Origin of the sequence: Tahibacter amnicola, from assembly GCF_025398735.1 — a bacterium.
Lineage (GTDB): Bacteria > Pseudomonadota > Gammaproteobacteria > Xanthomonadales > Rhodanobacteraceae > Tahibacter > Tahibacter amnicola.
Window position 1 is genome coordinate 714889 of sequence record NZ_CP104694.1, and the last position, 18254, is coordinate 733142.

Below are 18254 nucleotides of genomic sequence, written 5' to 3' on the forward strand. Positions count from 1 at the left end.
CATGAAATTGACACGGACGCTGGTGCTGTCAGCGCTAATGGTGATGGGCAGCTCGGTCGTGCTGCCGGTGCGGGCGCAAGATGGCACCGGAAGTGGCGCGTCAGCCGCGACGACATCGGACGATGCAGCGAGCCGCCAGCAGGAAGAGTCGCAGACGCAGCAGAAGCTGCAGGCCCTGCGCGAAGAGATCCGCGCACTGGCCGAGCAGCAGAAAGCAACGGAGGCGCAGAAAGGCGGCGTTGTTGCGGAACTGCGCGAAAGGGAAGTCCGCATAGCCGCAGTCGCCAAGGAAGTGCGTTCATTGGATGCACGACTGGGCGAACAACAGGCCGCCCTCGCCGTTTCGCAACAACAACGGGGAGAGTTGGAACAGAAATTGAACGTACAGCGGGACGCCTTGGCAACGCTGCTTCGATCAGCCTACGCGCTGGGACGGCACGAGGAGCTCAAGCTGATCCTGCAGCAGGATGAAGTATCGACCGCGTCGCGGGTGCTGGCATATCACCGCTACTTCCAGCGCGCACGCATCGATCGCATCCGGCAGTTGCTGGTGGACCTGGCTGATCTTGCCCGGGTGCAGCAGATGATCGAAGCGCAGACGGCAGCCATTGTCGCCACGCGTACGGAACGTGCGACGGAAACGTCCACCCTGCAGCGCGAGCGGGTTGAGCGCCAGGCGCTGATCGATCAGCTGGACCTCACGCTCAAAGGCCAGGCGGAACGGATCGCCGCGTTGGGCAAGGATGAAAAAGCCCTGGTGGAACTGCTCGAGCGGCTACGCGATGTCTTTGCCGATATCCCGAAGCAGCTGGCAGGAGCCGAACCGTTCGCCGACCGCCGCGGCCGACTGGCCTGGCCGGTGACGGGGAAGATCTCCACCGGGTTTGGCGCTGTGGACGACAGCGGCCGGGCTATCACGGGAATCGTCATCGCCGCGGGAAACGGCACCGAAATTCGCGCCGTCGCGCGAGGCCGGGTGGCCTACGCGGACTGGCTGAAAGGGTATGGCCTGCTGGTGATCCTGGATCACGGCGATGGCTACATGAGTCTGTACGGATATAACGAGACACTGCTCAAGGACGTGGGCGACTGGGTGGATGCCGGTGAGGCGATCGCCACCGCAGGCGCCAGCGGCGGCCGCAAGGCCACTGGTTTGTATTTCGAGTTGCGCAACCGGGGAAAACCGCTTGACCCGCGCGCGTGGCTAAAGACGGCGAGCAATTGAACTTTTGTATCGACGGCGCTTCTACAGGGACACCCGGTCAAAGGACACCGACATAGCGGTATAGTCAAATCGAGTCTTGGGGAGTTGTTTCAATGTTGTCCCGGTCCTTGCTCTTCGTGGCGCTGTCGTGCGCCGCCGTCGGCGCCAGCGCCGACTCCGTCCCCTCCGTCGAGGCGACCACGCTTCCGGTCGTCACGGCCAAGTCGGGCCTCACGATCGAAGACGTCCGCACCTTCACGTCGGTCTACAACCTCGTGAAACAGGCGTATGTCGAGGATGTGGGTGACAAGCAGCTGATGGAGGCTGCGATCAAGGGTCTGCTATCCGGGCTCGATCCCCACAGCGAATACCTCACCCAGCGCCAGCTCACCGAGCTGACCGAGGACACCAGCGGTTCCTACGCGGGTCTTGGTCTGGAAGTGCTGACGGTCGACGGTCTTCTGCGCGTCGTGGCGCCGATCGACGACACGCCGGCTGAGCGCGGCGGAATCAAGCCGGGCGACGTCATCACCCGCATCGACGGCAAGACAGTCACCGCCGAGAACGTCAACGATTCGGTCGATCTCCTGCGCGGCCATCCGGGCAGCAGCATCACGCTGACCGTGATGCACGAAGGCGCCGACGAACCGGCTGACATCACGCTCAAGCGCGAAACGATCAAGGTGTCGAGCGTGCGTGCCAACTGGCTTGAGCCCGGTTATGCCTACCTGCGCGTTGCGCAGTTCCAGGAAGACACCGGTGCGGAACTCAAGCGCAAGCTGGGCAAGCTCAAGGCCAAGCTCAAAGGAAAGGACGCGGCGCTCCGCGGCGTCGTGCTCGACCTGCGCAGCAACCCCGGCGGTCTTCTGACCGCGGCCGTGGAAGTGAGCGATGCCTTCCTGGAATCGGGCACGATTGTCTCCACGCGTGGCCGGCTCAATGAGAACGACCTCGCCTTCAGTGCCACCGCCGGCGACATGACCGACGGTGCGCCGCTGGTCATCCTGGTCGACAAGGGTACGGCGTCCGCGGCGGAAATCGTTGCGGGGGCACTCAAGGACAACCACCGCGGCGTGATTCTTGGCCAGCGCACCTTCGGCAAGGGCTCCGTGCAGACGGTCCTGCCGCTGGATGACGGCCATGCGGTGAAGATCACCACGGCGCGCTACTACACACCCAGTGGCACCTCGATCCAGGCCACGGGCATCGTGCCGGATATCGAGCTTCGCGATCTCAAACTCACCCTGCGCGATTCCGCGCCGACCTTGATCAGCGAACGCGACCTGCCCAATCACCTCAAGGGCGAGAACGAGTCGAGTGATGCCGAAGCGACATCGGACACCAAGCCGGCCTCGCTGGATGACTACGCGCTCAATGAGGCCATGCACGTGCTCAAGGCGATTGCCTTGCGGCCGGGCAAGACCACCAAGGGCTGATCAGTCGGACCGGCCCCTGCAAACCCTGCGGCCCGCCCTGTGCGGGCCGCAGTATTTCCGGTCACCGCGTGCCGGGCTTGGGCGGCATCGGGAAGAGCGCGACTTTCTCACCGTTGCTGGCGTCCCGGATTGCTGCCGGTCCACGCTTTTCCACTTCTTCAATCTTGACGATAGACTGGATCGGCAGGTGCAGCACCCGCGTCTGGCCGAATTCTTCGCGCAGGCGTTCTTCGGTCGGATCGACCACCAGCCCCTCGCCGCGCGACTCGAATACCAGATCGCTGATCTCGGTGAATCCCCACAACGCACTGGAGCCGACGCGCTCGGCGTAGAGCTCGTAGCTTCGTCCCTGGTTGATGAAAGTGATTTTGTAGAGCGTTTTCTTCGACATGTTCAGCAGTGGGGAAGTGACGGGACGAGGCTCGGCGCTCAGTTGCGCCAACGCCGGGCGATGGCCGGACGCGATACCAGGGCAAAAAGGACACCCAGCAGAAAGCCGCCGATATGGGTCCACCACACGACGGCCCCGAAGCTGGGGCCGACGTAGGTGAAGAGCAGCTGCAACAGCACCCAGAATCCGATCAGGAGTGGCGCCGGTACCTTCACGAACTCGAGGAACAGTCCGAGCGGCAGGACCAGGCCCAGGCGCGAACGCGGAAACAGGGCCAGATAGGCGCCGACGATGGCGGATACCGCGCCGCTCGAGCCGACGATCGGCGCATTGACGCTCGACAGCGTCAGCGCGCCGACCAGATTGGCCGCGGCGCCACCCAGCAGATACAACAGCAGGAAGCGTCGGGAGCCAAGGACGCGCTCGGCCGCCACTCCGAAAATCATCAGGAACAGCAGGTTGCCGGTCAGATGCAGCCAGTCGGCGTGGACGAGCAGTGCGGTGAACAGCCGGGCGGCGCGCAACTCCAGCAATTGGCGGATCAGGGGCGCGTCCGGATCGAACAACCGTGCCGGTACCGTGCCCCAGCGGTTGAGCAGCGCGAGGCGTTCATCGAGCGGCGCCGCCGCCAGCCACATGAAGGCCAGCACGCTCAGCACGATGATGCTGATGGTCGCCCAGGGGGACGTCGGGCGACGGCGCGACTCAACGTGGGTCAACAGGGGCATCGGGCGTCCTCCTGCGATGGCTTTGCCGTGGCGGTCGGTGGCGCGGAGTCGCGACCAGGCAGCTCCGCGGCATGGGCGTCAGGAACCGCCGCGCGGCAGCAGGAAGCGTTGGCCGTGAAATTCCAGCACCGCGCCGTCCGATCGAATCTCGACGAGCTTCACATCGGTGCCGAAGCTGTCACCTTCCACCTGACGCACACCGTTCACGACGACAAAGCGCTGCGCCGGCGTGGCGCTGTAGACATGCATCGACAGCTTCAACTCCGGCAGCTCGCGACGCACATCGAAGGGCAGCTGCCAATACATCGGCAGGCTTTCCAGCGGGGCCGCCGCCGGCGGATTCGCGGCGGCCGGCTGGCTCGCCTGGACTGCCGCGGGCGGTGGCGGTGCCGGTGCCGCAGCTGATGCTGGCGCCGCGTTCACTGGTGGCTGAGCGGGCGGTTGTGGCGGAGGCGGCGGTGGTGGCGCCGAGACCAGGGCGGGCTTGGTCGCCGCCGGTGGGCGGATCGCTTCGGTGGGAATGCCGTGCGGGCGCGGCTGCACCGCCGCCGGCAGCCGCGCGGCTTCCGGATGACCCGGAGCGAGCGGTGCGCTTGCGGACTGCCGGGCCTTCGCTGCCGATTTCGCCTGGACGGCGTCGGGATCGTCGATCGCGTCTGTCGCGGCGGGATCAGCCTGCGCCAGCATCGTCGGCGCGGATTCCCCCGGGGCCAGGGGATTGGTTCCGTCGGGGTGTGACTCGGATTCGCGTTCGGCCACGTCGCGCACCGTCGGTGCCTGGGGCGCAGGAGCCTGGTTGTGTACGGGCGGCGCCGGCGCCAGCGTGTCGACGACGTTCGGGTTCGGAACCGCCCCGGCCGCCATCACGGGTTTGCGCGACGCGGCTGTGCTTTCGGCCACAGGATTGGAAGGGCTCGCTGCCGGCGCCGCGGTGCCTTTGGTGGCCGGTGTCGCGGCTGGCGCCGCTGTGGTTGCGCTTTGCCTGGCGTCCGGTGTGGGCGGTGCGGGGACCCGGGAGGTCCACCAGCCGATGCCCAGCGCTGCCACGATGGCGATGGAAAGGAAGGGCAGCAGGGGCCGCCGGCGGCGACGCGTGGCGAAGGCCGTGCCCAGGGTCGGCGGTTCGCCGAGCTGGCGCTGCTGTTCTGCCTTCTTCAGGGCTTCGTGTATCAACGACATGGGTATGGTTGTCCGTCTATTCCACATTGCGAGCCAGATGCGGGCCCTCGGGCGACAGCGCGGCCAGCGCAAACAAGGTTTCCGGGCCGACGATGCCGTCGGCCGTCAAGCCGTAGGCCACCTGCAACTTGCGCACGCGTTCTTCCAGTGCCGCATCGAAGTAGGCTGGGCCGAAGTTGCCTTCGCCATGCCCATCCAGCCGCGCCAACTGGCCTTTCACCCAGGCGACGCCCGCGCCGGCATCACCTTGCTTGAGGCGTCCCGGCACGTCGGCCGGCAAGCGCCACGTCGCATAGAATCCGCCTTGCCACAGGCGCGTCACGGCGCTGCGATCGAGCGTATGGCTGGTGCCGGCGAAGTCTAGCTGAACCTTGTCGCCGGAAATCCCGCGCAGCAACGCCAATCCATGCTTGCCGCCTGCTTCCAGCTCCAGCAGCAGGGGGCGGTCGAAGCGGGCCAGCTGCTCCAGGGTGGCGCGGCCGCGCAGACAGTCGAACCCCGGGAAGATCTGCGGCTGGCAACGCGCGGCCTCGGCTACGCTCACTTCGCTCGAACTGACCTGCCAGCGGGAAAGAAGTTGCGTCCAGGCGGCAAGGTCGGTGGCCGCGCCGCCTCCCAGTTTTGCCACCAGTTCTTCGGAGGGATCGGCCTGCGTGGCGGCCGGAGCGACCGGGGCCAGCACCGGTGGCGCGGGTGCGGGAACCGGCCGGTTCGCCCACCATGCCGCCGCGCTGGCCGAGGCCACGGCGATACCCAGGGCGGCCCAGCGGCCGTAGCGGCGGACGTAGTACCGGGCGTGCCCGGGCAGCGTCTCGTCGGCCGCCAGGTCCACCAGGCGTTCACCGATGGCATCTGTCTCCCGGGCGAAACCGGCCATCAGCGAGCGATCGGCGATGATGTTGATCAACCGCGGCACGCCGCCCGACCGCTGGTAGAGCGCGCGCAGACCCAGTCGCGTGAAAGGCAGCTTGCGCGATCCGGCCACCGCCATGCGATGGCGCACATAGGCCTCGCACTCGTCGGCATCCAACGGCATCAGGTGGTAACGGGCAGTGATCCGCTGGGCGAGCTGGCGCAGATCCTGGCGTTCGAGCAGCGTGCGCAGCTCCGGCTGACCGAGCAGGATGATCTGCAGCAGTTTCTGGGTCGGCGTTTCCAGGTTGGTCAACAGCCGCACCTGCTCAAGCGACTCGACCGACAGGTTCTGCGCCTCATCCACGATCAGCACGACGCGCAGGCCCTGGGCGTAGGCATCGAGCAGGAAGGTATTGAGCGTGTCGACCAGCGCCTTGAGGCTGCCCCGCTTGCCCTCGATATCGAGCTTGAGCTCCTCGCAGACCGTCTCGACCAGTTCGACCGGGGAGACCTTTGGATTGAGCACCAGCGCAACGCGGGTGTTCTCCGGCAACTGCTCCAGCAGTAGCCGGCAAAGGGTCGTCTTGCCCGTGCCTACTTCGCCCGTCAGTTGGACGAATCCGCCGGATCCGCCCTTGCCGATGCCGTAAAGCAGGTGCGCCAGAGCGTCCCGATGGCGTTCACTGAGGAACACGTATCGCGGGTCCGGCGTGATGGAGAACGGGGACTCCTTGAGTCCGTACTGCTCCAGGTACATGCGGCGTGGTTCCTCGGTCGGCCCGGGCCGGTCTATCCGTACAGGACATGCAAGCTTAACCCATCGCGCGTTACGCACCGGTCGTGGGCCGGGACGCCGGGTTGCCGCCCCGGTCACCCGGTGGCGTCGCCGCCGGACGCGCTACGAAAAAACGAGCTGCGCCCGAATTGGGGCCAGCCACGAATTGGGGCCAGCCATGAATTGGGGCCAGCCACGAATTGGGGCCAGCCACGAATTGGGGCCAGCCATGAATTGGGGCCAGCCACGAATTGGGGCCAGCCACGAATTGGGGCCAGCCACGAATTGGGGCCAGCCACGAATTGGGGCCAGCCACGAATTGGGGCCAGCCACGAATTGGGGCCAGCCACGAATTGGGGCCAGCCACGAATTGGGGCCAGCCACGAATTGGGGCCAGCCACGAATTGGGGCCAGCCACGAATTGGGGCCAGCCACGAATTGGGGCCAGCCACGAATTGGGGCCAGCCACGAATTGGGGCCAGCCACGAATTGGGGCCAGCCACGAATTGGGGCCAGCCACGAATTGGGGCCAGCCACGAATTGGGGCCAGCCACGAATTGGGGCCAGCCACGAATTGGGGCCAGCCACGAATTGGGGCCAGCCACGAATTGGGGCCAGCCACGAATTGGGGCCAGCCATGAATTGGGGCCAGCCATGAATTGGGGCCAGCCATGAATTGGGGGCGCCACCGTTATGCCACCGGGCAATCGGTCAGTGCCAGGGAACGCTCACCACGCCTCGGGGCAATAGAGGGCGGTGCCAGCCATCAGGCCTCCAGGAAGCGTCAGGGTGAGCCGCCGTAACGACGTATTCGGCGGCGGTGTCGCAAACGGTGCCGCCGGTCCCGGTCAGCAAGGCTGCATGACAGGCGAGGATGGTGCGCACCTCGTCTGTCAGCCATTTCCGTGGCCGAGGTTCGGGAATCAGGCCGAGCCGGTTCATGGTGGCGGCGACGGCGGCGGGATCCTGTCCGAGTCCGCGGTGCAGGGCCACGAGCTGCTCCCGCAATGGCCAGGTCCAGGGATCACGCTCCAGCCCATTCGCGCCGATGGTGCAGCCGAACAACGCCACGGGCGTGCGCAGCCGCGAATCGGCCGGCATGACCAGGGGCTGACGTGCCCGTATCGGCGGGGTGGGCTCGATGAAGCAGGCGGGCAGGTCCAGGTAGGGCAGCAGCGGCGTCAGCGCAGCGGCCGACTCGACGCCGAAAACGGCGTCAGGCGCCAATGCAAGCAGGGCGTCAGCCCCCGTTTCCCGCAAACACGTGATGAGACGCGCACCGGCAGGGCGCCGCAGCAGGCCTCGCGTTCGGGGTGATTCGAGATCCGCCAGGCACTCGACCAGCCGCTGGTCAGTGCTGCGCGCAAACCGTCGCAGGCGGCGGGCGCCGTCCCTGGCCTCGTGCGCCGAGGGGGCGCAGACATAGCCGAGCAATCGCATGGAACTCCTTTTCCACGAACTCTTTCCCTTCCCTGGCGCACAATGCCATCAAAGCGCGGCCGACAGCGCAAATCAGAATTGGCACGATCGGTATTGCAACGCGAATTCGACGGGCGCTCACTCGCCCGAATCGCAATCCGGAATCGTATGGAAACGCGGCGGTACGGGATGGATCCGGCTAACTGCAATCGCCCGAAATACACACAAGTGGACATGTGTGTCTGTGTAGAAAATCAGTTGCCAATCTGAAATTGTCTGTAAAAACAATCAATTGTTGGCCATGGCATCGAAGCGCAGTGACAGAATCGGAATCCCCATCCCACCAGAGGGTGTGGCTCCCGGATGCGCCGTCGGAATGCCATGCAAGATCCAAAGCTGGACCCCAAATTCGCCCAACGATTGGACCAGGCTCTGACCGCAGCCGGCATACCGGCCGATCGTACCCGCGTACGTCGCGTGGCCGTGATGTTCGACGTGACCCGGGAAACTTCACGCCTCTGGACCAAAGGCCGCGTGCCAGGTCTGGAGACATTGCGCACCGTGGCCAGCCGGTTGCAGGTGTCGCTCGACTGGCTGGGAACCGGCCGCGGCTCCTCGACTCCGTCCAAGGTCAAGGACGACCACGAGATCTACAACGCCGATTCCACCGAGCTGGCGCTGATTGGAAAGATCCGCACCATGTCGGCCAAGCGACGCCGCGCGTTGCTCAATCTGCTCTCCGACGACTAATCACCCGCTCTGCCATCCCCCAAACGTCACCCTTGGCCCCTGGTGACCGTTACCCCATATCGACCCCCACGGCGTGATGATCAGCGGCGGGGATTGTCGTAAACATCGGTCACGCAGGATCGCCTACACTTCGGTCCATTGCGCGATATGGGGAGATCGCATTGAGCAAGTTCTTGCGTGCACTGCAGAAAGCGGGCCTGGTGGATCTGGAAGACGACACGCCCGTCGCCCCGACCGAGCCGGTCGCGGAAACGCCGTCTGAGCCGGTGGCCGAGCCCGCACCGCCGGAGGAACCCCTGCCGCCGCCGCCCGTTTCCGGCACTGGCGAACTGGTCGAGCAACGTCCTTTCGACGCGATCTACGCCGAACAGGCCGTGCCCGCTAGCAGTTTCCCGGCGGAAAAACTCCTGAAGATTCTCGACGGCCTCGGCGCGCTGGATCCCGCCGCGCGTATCGCGGCCGTCCGGGCGCTGGATGCCGCCGACGATTCCTGGACCATCGACGACGCCCTGCTCGACGCCGAGCGCAAGACCCGCGCCCTCGGCGCCGCCCGAGCCCAGCTGGAACAGCACGCCCGCACTGCGCTGGAGCAGGCCCGCACCGCGATCGCCGAGCGGGATCAGCGCCAGCAGGATGCGGTGACCCACATCCGCACGCAGATCGCGGAGCTCGAGGCCCTGCTGGAACGGGAGGTCACGCGCGCCACCGAGGAAAAGGCCGCCATCGAAGGCGCTGCCCGCGGCACCAAGGAAGCCTGCCTGCGCGAAGTCAGCCGGCTGGAGGGCGAGGTCGCGCGGCTGAAACGAATCGCCGAGATCTTCGGCAGCGCGGGCCCTGTCTCCGCGCCGCAATCCTGATTTGTCCTCGCCCACTGGAGCCCCCATGGCAAAGTTGACCCCGCTCGCTAAAGGTTTGATGACGCTGGTGATTCTCGGCGGAACCGCCGCCGCCGGCTGGCATTTGGGCCTGAAGGAGATCGTCCAGGGCAAGAAGGCCGCTGATCCGGCCAGCCCCGGCGTGACGCCGGCCGCGACCCCGTCGACGCCGGCCAAGCCGGGCGTGTCGCCCGCACCTTCGACCACCCCTGCGCCGCCTCCGGCCACGGCTTCGAACGCACCGCTGGGTTCAGCCGGCAATCCCTTGAAAGTCAGCCTGGTCAGCTTCCACGGCTACGCCCCGGCGCTGCTGGCCAACGGCAAGGCGCTCAAGACCCAGCCCGGTTCGCTGTTTGCGCAGCAGAACCTCTCGGTCGAGTTCGTCATCCAGGACGACATCCCCACGCTAGCCACCATCTTCGAGTCGAAGTCTGCCCATTGCGCCTGGCGCACTTCGGACTTCTGGGCGCAGGAACAGCCGAACCTGCGCAACGCGGGCCTGGACGGCCGCGCCATCATGGCAGTGGACAACACCCAGGGCGCGGACGCGATCATCGCGCGCGATCCGGCGATCCGCCGCGTGGAAGACCTGGCCGATCACAGCATTGCGCTGCTGCAGTACACCCCTTCCGACGGCATGACCATCGACGCCGTGGAGAACTCCAGCCTGACCGCGCGCAAGAAGAGTTCGCTGCGCTATGTCTACATCAATGCCGAGGAAGGCACTGCCGGCGTCCGCGCGGCGCTGGAATCGGGTAGCGTGGATGCGGCCGCACTGTGGGACCCGGACCTCTCGCTGGCCCTCAAGAACGTGCCGGGCGCGCACGTCGTGTATTCGACCAAGACGGCGACCAACCTGATCTACGACGTCATCGTCTGCGACAACCGCCTGCTCGGCGAGCCGGCGAACGAAGCGGCATTCCAGTCGCTGGTCGCCGGCTGGATGGCTGGTGTCGATGCCGCGCGCAAGGCGCCGGACGAAGCCGTCGACGCGCTGGTCCGGACCGAGGAATTCTTCACCCTCCTGGCGAAGGACCAGGGGCGCCCGTTCGTCAAAGCCCTGTTCGACAACCTCGTCTGGACCGGCCTTGAAGACAACGCCCGCATCTTCGGCCTCGTCGGCGGCACTAACCACTACGAGCGCGTCTACCGGCGTTTTGACGGCATCTATCGCAAGGCCGGCGCGCTGGCCAATCCCAATTCCCCGGTAATCGCCCCGCAGGATTCGGTCGACCTGCGCTTCATCCGCAACCTGCTGGCCAAGAACCAGGCCGCGCAACAGGCCGCCGCCAAGCCGGAATTCACCTTCACCGAGAGCGAACGCCAGCAGGTCGCGCGCAGCGAGCCCTCCGTCACCAAGCCCGTGCTCATCGGCTTTGCCAGTGGTTCGGCCGAGCTGACCAAGCGGGCGCAGAAGACAATCGACGATGAACTCGTACCGTTCATCGAGAACAATGGCTCGGCCTATTTCGAGATCTCCGGCAACACCGACTCCACCGGTGCCCGCGACACCAACATGCGGTTGTCGCGTCAGCGAGCGCAGGCAGTGGTGGACTATCTTGAATCGCAGTGGGAATTCAGCCGCGCTCGTTTCGTCGTCACGGGCAACGGACCGGACAAGCCGCTGTGCAACGAAGCCTCGCCGCAGAGCGAGAACCTGAGCCTGGAAGATTGCCGGGCAATGAACCGCACCACACGCGTGGCAGTGCTCAAGCGCTGAGGCGCGCGGCCGGCCCCGCCTGGCGGGGCCGGCGCCGTGCTGTGGAATCCGCCAGAGGGAAAGGATGAGGGCTGCGATGGCGTCTGAATCGTCGACATGGAACCCGTACGCGCCGCTGAGCGGCCGCGCGACACGGCAGCTTGGGCTCACCGCCGTCGCCGCCGTGCTGATCCTGTGGTCGCTGATCAGCGGCCTGGAACTGGTCGGCCCGAACAAGTTGCCGGCGCCCTGGCAGGTGGCCAAGGCGTTCGCCTACCTTGCCTGGGACGGCGAAAACGGCCGCAGCCTGCTGCTGAACGCGACGATGTGGTCCGTCGGTCGCGTGCTGGCGGCGGGTGCGCTGGTCGTCGCGATCGGCATTCCGATCGGCGTCCTGATGGGCGCATCACCGCGCGTGAATGCCGTGCTCTCCCCACTCGTCGACCCGTTCCGCTCCGCACCCGTGGTGGCGCTGCTGCCGATCATGGTGATGTGGTTCGGTATCGGCGAATGGATGAAGATCCTGTTCCTCTTCGTCGGCGCCGTGGTGTACCTCATTCCGATGGTGCGTGACGCGATGCAGGCGGTGCCCCAGGCCTACTGGATCAGTGCGCGTGACCTGGGCGCCACGCCATGGGAGGCCGTGCGGCACGCGGTGCTGCCGCTGGCCATGCCGCGCATTGCCGACGCGGTGATCGTTGGCGTGTCGGTGATGTGGACCTACATCACCGTTGCCGAATATGTGAACGCCCGCGAGGGGCTGGGCCAGCTGATCCAGAACGCCCGGCGATTCTCCGCCATGGACCAGGTGTTTGCCGGCATCATCGTCATCGTCGCGTTCGCCCTGCTGAGTTATCAATTGATGCGATATATCAAAAGCAAGATGTACCCATGGGAGACGAAGCTGTGAGCGCGGCGGCCACACCGGTGAGCGTGGAACTGCGCGACATCGTGCAGGAATACCCTGCGAAAGATGGAAACGGCGTCGTCCGCGTCGTCGACGGCGTCAGTATTTCGCTGGACCGCCCGGGCATCGTGATGCTCCTGGGGCCATCCGGCTGCGGCAAGTCCACCTTGCTGCACATGATGGGCGGTGTCCGTCCGATCGGTGTCCAGACTCCCAGTTCCGGCCAGGTCCTGGTCGACGGCCAGCCCTGCGTGGAAGCACATGACGACGCGGTCATGGTGTTCCAGCGCTACGCCAACCGGCCGGACCTCACCGTGGAGGAGAACGTCGCCTTCCCGTTCCGCCTGCGCCACTGGCGCACGCGTATCAGCGCCGCCGAGGCGAAGAAACGTGTCGACGAAACACTCGCAGCGGTCGGCCTGGACGCGCATCGGCGCCACCTGCCCTCGCAGCTGTCCGGTGGCCAGAACCAGCGCGTGGCGCTGGCGCGCGCCCTCGTCCTGCGGCCGCGCATCCTGCTGATGGACGAGCCCTTCGGCGCCCTGGACGCCCAGACCCGCGCCGAAATGCAGCAGCTCCTGGTACAGATCTACGAACAGAACCCCTGCCTGGTGGTTTTCGTCACCCACGATGTCACCGAGGCGCTGACCCTGGGCGACCGCGTCATCGTGCTGACCAGCCAGCCGGCGAAGATCGCCGACGACTTCTCCATCCTGGAGCCGCGGCCGCGTTCAGCCACCTGGCAGCGTTCAACCGAGGCGGTCCGGATGGAAGAACGCATCCTGGCCCAGCTGCACGCCAAGAGCCCGGGCCGCGCGTCGCTGCGCGTATCGGTCTGACGGGGGCCGCCGGTGACCGTTGACCCGAACTGGAATACAGGCCGCGAGGAAGACCAGCCTTCCTATCTGTGGGAGATGCTCACCACGCCGCTGAACATCAACCTGTTCCTGGCGACGCTGGCCAGCAGCACCATTCTCTCGATTCCCTACGGAGCGCCTGGCGCGATCCTGCCGGTGCTGGCATTCGCGGCCGGCGAGGCGATCGCGTCGATGTTCATTCCCTCGTCGCCCACCTTTCGTGCCAAGGTGGACCGGAAAATCAAGATCCGTCGCCGCGAAGCCGCAGCGCACCACCTGAGCGCAGAGATCCTGCGCCGTTCCACCCCCGGCGACGCGCGCTGGCAGATCTACGAGGGTCTGCGCGAGCGCGTGCTGTCGCTGCGCGAGATCGGTCAGCACCGGCGCAGCGCGATCAGCGAGCGCGACCTGGATCGCATTGAAGACACTGCCATCGATTTCCTCGGCCTGTGGCTGGCCGAACTGTCCATGACCGACCGGCAGGGCACTGTCAACGAACGCGACCTGGAGCGACGCATCGAAGACATCGCCCGCCGCATCGAGGAGGGCGCCGAGGACAGCCGCAGCCTGCGCAAGGCGCGCGCGGACCTGGAAGAACTCCTGTTGCGTCACCGTCGCCTTGCCAGCCGCAAGGCTGCCGTTGACGCGGCCCTGCTGTCGCTGCCGGACGCCGTGGAAGAGATCTACCAGGCCGTTATCACCCAATCCTCCACGGCCGAGGGGGGCACCCGGCTGACCGAGGCGATCGAACGCCTGCGCCTGGAGGAAGAGCTGGAAACCAGCTATGGCGCCGAGATCAAGGAAATCGTCAAACCCGAGGCCTCGCGCGCGATCGCCGCGGCGCGGCATGGAGTAAAAAAATGAACAAAGTCAGTCGGGGCGAGCTGGAAAGCCTGGTCAACTTCTCCGCGCAGGAGCGCCTGGTCAGGGACAGTTTGGCCGCGGCCTTGGCCGAGCCACTGTCGCGCCTGCGTTTCCTGGGGCGCTACACCAGCTGGAACGGCTTCTTCGGCTCGGGCGTCGCCGCGCTCGCCGGCAAGATCGGACGCAGCCGGCGGCTGTTCCTGGATCCCGACCAGCCGGTGCGTGCGGTCGCCGATCGCAGCGTCTACGTCGCCAGCTTCTTTTTCGACGCCGCGCGCGATGAATTCGATGATCACGACTCGGTACACCGCGACACCCACCGCTGCCTGGCACAGGCCACGCTCAAGGGACTGCTCGACTACGAGACACCGAACCTGCCGGCGCTGGCCGATCCGCGTGGCGTCAATGCGATCCTGGACGACCCGGAATGGCTGGCGGCGCTGAACGCGCGGGTTGCGGAGGGCTACGGCGCGCGCAGCAGCGACGACCTGCCGTCCATCTTTGCCGCGATCGGCTATCACCTGGGTTCGGAACTGCTGGCCGACCGCGAGTTCTCGATCATCGATGAAACCTTGCGTAACCAGGCGCCGGATCTCGTGCGACACCTGCTCACGACGCGCATCAGCATTGCCGGGCAGGAGCACGTGGCCTACCAGTGGATCGCCATTCATTCGGGCCATGGCGGCGGTGCCGAAGCCGACCACTTCGAGTGGGCGACGCAGGGCGCTCGCCTGGCTTTGCGGTTTGCGCCGCAGGACCAGCACGCTGCGCTCAAGCAGGAGCTGCATCGCGGTTTCATCGCATTCGCAGCTGATCATCGCCGCTTCTTCGAACACGTCAACCACGCCTGATTCGCTCTACGCCGTCGCTTGCGAGCGCCGGCGGTCATTCTCTCGCCAAGCTCCGGAGACCGATCTCATGTCCAGCATCAATTTCTTCGACCGCCTCGGCAACCTGTGGCGCGGCTTTGTCTCGCTGTGGATCGCCGACGTTGAGAAGAAGCATCCGGAAATCGCGTACGAAAATGCGATCAATGGATTAATCACTAAATATACCAAGCTCAAGACCGCCACCGCCGCGATCATCCGGCGGCGCGAGGAGATCGACAGTCGTGTCGACGCCGAGAGGCGCGCCCTGGCCGACGTCAACCGTGACCTGGAAGCGGCCCTGGCCACCAACCAGGACGACCTGGCGCTGGTGCTGCTGCAGAAGAAGAGCGCTGTGGAGGCGGAACTCGCGGGCCTTGGCACGGAAGCCGAGCAGTCCAAGGTGGACGCGGACGATGCAAAGAACGCGTTGCTCGCCGTCAAGGGCGAAATCGGCAAGCTCAAGGCCGAGCGCGACCGGATGCTCGCCAAGATGCAGAGCGCCCAGGCGCGCATCCAGATCCAGTCGCAGCTCGACGGCCTGTCGGTCGAAGCCGACGTGCAGGCGCTGGACAAAGTGCGCGACCACATCAAGAACACTATCGCCGAGGCCAATCTCGGCAAGGAACTGCGTGACTCGGACCTGGACGTTCGACTGAACAAGCTGCGCCAGGAGTCGGGCAACGTCACCGCGCGCGCGCAGCTGGACGAACTCAAGCGCCAGCGCGCCGCGCAGCAGGCTGCCGGCAAGCAGATGTAGGGAGCCGCCCATGGCCGCCGACGCCCGTGCCGCTACGCCCTTGCCCCGCTGGGCCGAGACGATCCGCCGCAAGTACCTCGGCGGGGAAGCCTCGATGTTCATCCTGCACCGCAATGTGTTTGATGAGATCCTGCACGGCGGCGAGTTCTATACGGTCGTGGAATTCCTGTCCGAGGTCCTGCTGAAGGACAACAAGGACACCATCATCGTGTACGACCCCTCCGCGGGTGTCCGCTACGCCAAGCGCAGCAGCAGCGTGGCGGCCGCGGCCGAGCCGATGGGCGCGAACAAGCCGCCGGAAGAAGCGCTGGCGCTGATCGAGCAGGAGATCCTGCTGCGCCACAGCGCCGCCTTGGTCATCACCTATGCCGGCAGCATTGCACCGCCGGGCGAGGAGCACTTCCTCGCCCACGCCGACCGGATGGCGGCGATCCGGCTGCATCGCTGGTCGATGAGCCCCGAGCTGGAAAGCAAGGACAATGTCGTCTTCCTGCTCACCGAGTCGCTGGCCGAGCTCAACGGCAAGCTGGTGGCCAATCCCCGTGTGGCGGCGGTGGAGATACCGCTGCCAGACAAGGATGAGCGCGCCGGTGTCATCCGCAAGGTGGATCCCTCCATCGATGCACAGCATGTCGCGCGCCTGGCCGAGCACAGCGCCGGCTTGCGCGCCGTCCAGATCGCGCAGCTCCTGACCCCCCGCCAGCAGGACACGGGCCTGGGCGACGAGCAGCGCCTGGCGTTGATCCGCTCGCTGCTGGGCAGTTCACCGGACGCCGTCGAGCGCGCCAACAAGCTCGCGGCCATCACCCGGGGCATGGACACCGAGGAAATCCGCCATCTGATCAATCCGGCGCATCCGTTGCCCGAGACCGATGCAGGTGATCCGTATGCGGAAGTGATCGAACTGGTGCACCAGCGCAAACGCGAAATCATCGAGAAGGAATGCGCAGGGCTGATCGAGTTCGTCGATGCCCGCCATGGCCTGGACGCCGTGGGCGGTGTCGCCGGCATCAAGTCCGAGCTGATGCAGGTCGCCGCTGCCATCCGCGCCGGTGACCGCCATCGCGTGCCCATGGGGCTGCTGTTTGTCGGTCCCATGGGCACCGGCAAGACGTTCATCGCCAAGGCGTTCGTGAAGGAATCCGGCCTGACTGCGGTGACGCTCAAGAACTTCCGCTCCAAGTGGGTAGGCTCGACCGAAGCCAATCTCGAGAAGGTCCTGGGAATGGTCAAGGCGCTGGGACCGATCATCCTCATCATCGACGAGGGCGACCGAAGCTTCGGTGGACAATCCGAAGACAGCGACGGCGGTACCTCCTCGCGCGTGATCGCCCGGCTCAAGGAATTCATGAGCGAGCCGGACAACCGCGGCCAGGTCCTCTTCATCCTGATGACCAATCGCCCGGACAAGCTCGATATCGATATCAAGCGCGCCGGCCGGATCGACCGGAAGATTCCCTTCTTCTATCCGGACACGCCGGAGGATGTCGAGTCGGTCCTGAAGGCGCTGTTCGGACGCTACAAATTAGGAAGCGCGATCGACTGGGTCGCCGAACGCGAGCGCACTTCCGCCCGGCTGGTCGGTTACTCCAACGCGGACCTGGAGGCATTGTGCCTGCTGGCCCTCAACCTGGGTGGCGAAGACAGCACCGTCACCGTGGAGCACTTTCTCAAGGCCATCGACGACTACGTTCCCGCCCGCGATGCCGGCATGCTGGAATATATGGAGATGCTGGCCGTCTTCGAAGCCTCGCGCCGCAGCATGCTGCCCGCGCGCTACCGTGACATGTCGCAGGATGAATTCAACCAGCGCCTGCGCCATCTCAAGAACGAACTGCGACTTTAAAGGAGTCTTGCCATGTCCCCGTTGCCCAGTGCCAGTCTCGAGCTGCACCACCTGCAGGCGATCGTCCGCGCCATGTACGATGTTGCCCGCACCGACGGCGTGCACGACGCCGAGCTCGTCATGCTGCGCGGCTTCTACGAATCGTGCCAGCGTGACTCCGGCGCCCTGGCCTCGTTCGACGATATCGTCGGCATGCCCTTCGATCTGGCCGCAATCGTGGATGATTTCGCCGCCGCCGAACGCAAGGCCGCCCTGATCCACTCCTGCCTGCTGCTGGCGCATGCCGATGGCGACTACTCGGCGGGTGAGCGGGCCAAGGTGGCGCAGTTCGCCACGGCGCTCGGCATGTCCACGGAAGAGCTCGCCCAGACCGAAGAGGCCGTCGCTGATCACCTGTTGCAGCAGATCTCCCGTATCAGCAACGTGGACGCCTTGCGCGAGGTGGCGCGCAAGCTCTGATGGCGGTACCCGGCTCGGTGCCGCGGCCAATTCCGGCGTGCATAACGCCAGAGGCTGGTCGTGCGATCGTGCAGACGACACGATGTCCGGAGTTGTAACTGATTGATTTTTCGAGGGTGCACGTTTGGCAGTCGTCTTGCTGCCAATCCCCCAAGCAGGGCATTTGGTGGTGCATGGACGCATCATCCAGGACGGCAGGGGCCAGGGAGGCAGGGACGGTGAGGCAATCGTGGCATTCGCCACCTGCCACAAAGGGCCGGCGTTCGCAGCCGGCCCTTTTTCTTGCACAGGTTCCCGGACACTGCGAACTGACGACCTGACAAGAAAAGAACGGCCGGTCCGATGCCGGACGGACGCGGGTGCAGCCGGAGAGTGAGAAACTGC

Annotated in this window: 17 protein-coding genes; 12 read left to right on the forward strand and 5 right to left on the reverse strand. The window is 65.8% G+C overall.

Annotated elements, in window-relative coordinates:
• Nucleotide 1 precedes the first annotated feature (1 nt).
• Nucleotides 2-1225, forward strand: a complete 1224-nt coding sequence (locus N4264_RS02955; protein WP_261695584.1) for a murein hydrolase activator EnvC family protein — start codon at nt 2-4, stop codon at nt 1223-1225.
• 92 nt (nt 1226-1317) lie between these two features.
• Nucleotides 1318-2640 (forward strand): S41 family peptidase, encoded by a 1323-nt coding sequence (locus tag N4264_RS02960; protein WP_261695585.1) that lies wholly within the window; start codon nt 1318-1320, stop codon nt 2638-2640.
• Between the two features lie 61 nt (nt 2641-2701).
• On the opposite strand, the gene N4264_RS02965 is transcribed toward N4264_RS02960, so the two are convergent.
• From N4264_RS02965 to N4264_RS02985, 5 genes are all read right to left on the reverse strand, one after another.
• Nucleotides 2702-3031, reverse strand: coding sequence for a DUF1820 family protein (locus tag N4264_RS02965; protein ID WP_261695586.1), 330 nt, complete (start codon nt 3029-3031; stop codon nt 2702-2704).
• Between the two features lie 38 nt (nt 3032-3069).
• Nucleotides 3070-3753 (reverse strand): rhomboid family intramembrane serine protease, encoded by a 684-nt coding sequence (locus tag N4264_RS02970; protein ID WP_425508330.1) that lies wholly within the window; start codon nt 3751-3753, stop codon nt 3070-3072.
• 84 nt (nt 3754-3837) lie between these two features.
• On the reverse strand, nt 3838-4938 hold the full coding sequence (locus N4264_RS02975; protein ID WP_261695588.1) for a general secretion pathway protein GspB: 1101 nt from the start codon (nt 4936-4938) through the stop codon (nt 3838-3840).
• Between the two features lie 16 nt (nt 4939-4954).
• Complete coding sequence (locus tag N4264_RS02980) at nt 4955-6550, reverse strand: ExeA family protein (protein ID WP_261695589.1); 1596 nt, start codon at nt 6548-6550, stop codon at nt 4955-4957.
• Nucleotides 6551-7279: 729 nt separating this feature from the next.
• A complete protein-coding gene (locus tag N4264_RS02985) occupies nt 7280-8008 on the reverse strand; it encodes a hypothetical protein (protein WP_261695590.1) in 729 nt (242 codons plus the stop codon).
• A gap of 360 nt (nt 8009-8368) precedes the next feature.
• Between N4264_RS02985 and N4264_RS02990 the strand changes: the two genes are divergently transcribed.
• The 10 genes from N4264_RS02990 to N4264_RS03035 all read left to right on the forward strand — a co-directional run bounded on the left by N4264_RS02990 (nt 8369) and on the right by N4264_RS03035 (nt 17870).
• Nucleotides 8369-8737, forward strand: coding sequence for a hypothetical protein (locus N4264_RS02990; RefSeq protein ID WP_261695591.1), 369 nt, complete (start codon nt 8369-8371; stop codon nt 8735-8737).
• Between the two features lie 173 nt (nt 8738-8910).
• Nucleotides 8911-9594: a hypothetical protein gene (locus N4264_RS02995; RefSeq protein WP_261695592.1), complete on the forward strand. Its 684-nt coding sequence runs from the start codon at nt 8911-8913 to the stop codon at nt 9592-9594.
• A gap of 25 nt (nt 9595-9619) precedes the next feature.
• A complete protein-coding gene (locus tag N4264_RS03000) occupies nt 9620-11332 on the forward strand; it encodes a phosphate ABC transporter substrate-binding/OmpA family protein (protein ID WP_261695593.1) in 1713 nt (570 codons plus the stop codon).
• A 76-nt stretch (nt 11333-11408) separates the two neighbouring features.
• Nucleotides 11409-12221 carry an ABC transporter permease gene (locus N4264_RS03005; RefSeq protein ID WP_261695594.1) on the forward strand — a complete coding sequence of 271 codons (813 nt, stop codon included), beginning with the start codon at nt 11409-11411 and terminating at the stop codon, nt 12219-12221.
• Entirely contained in the window at nt 12203-13057 is an 855-nt protein-coding gene (locus N4264_RS03010) for an ABC transporter ATP-binding protein (RefSeq protein WP_261695595.1), read from the forward strand. Before N4264_RS03005 ends, N4264_RS03010 begins: the two co-directional genes overlap by 19 nt.
• Nucleotides 13058-13069: 12 nt before the next feature.
• Nucleotides 13070-13939, forward strand: a complete 870-nt coding sequence (locus N4264_RS03015; protein ID WP_261695596.1) for a hypothetical protein — start codon at nt 13070-13072, stop codon at nt 13937-13939.
• Nucleotides 13936-14790, forward strand: coding sequence for a hypothetical protein (locus N4264_RS03020; protein WP_261695597.1), 855 nt, complete (start codon nt 13936-13938; stop codon nt 14788-14790). Before N4264_RS03015 ends, N4264_RS03020 begins: the two co-directional genes overlap by 4 nt.
• Nucleotides 14791-14857: 67 nt before the next feature.
• A complete protein-coding gene (locus tag N4264_RS03025; RefSeq protein ID WP_261695598.1) occupies nt 14858-15565 on the forward strand; it encodes a PspA/IM30 family protein in 708 nt (235 codons plus the stop codon).
• Between the two features lie 10 nt (nt 15566-15575).
• Nucleotides 15576-17411, forward strand: coding sequence for an ATP-binding protein (locus N4264_RS03030; RefSeq protein WP_261695599.1), 1836 nt, complete (start codon nt 15576-15578; stop codon nt 17409-17411).
• A gap of 12 nt (nt 17412-17423) precedes the next feature.
• Nucleotides 17424-17870: a TerB family tellurite resistance protein gene (locus tag N4264_RS03035; RefSeq protein ID WP_261695600.1), complete on the forward strand. Its 447-nt coding sequence runs from the start codon at nt 17424-17426 to the stop codon at nt 17868-17870.
• The last annotated feature ends 384 nt before the right edge of the window (nt 17871-18254 follow it).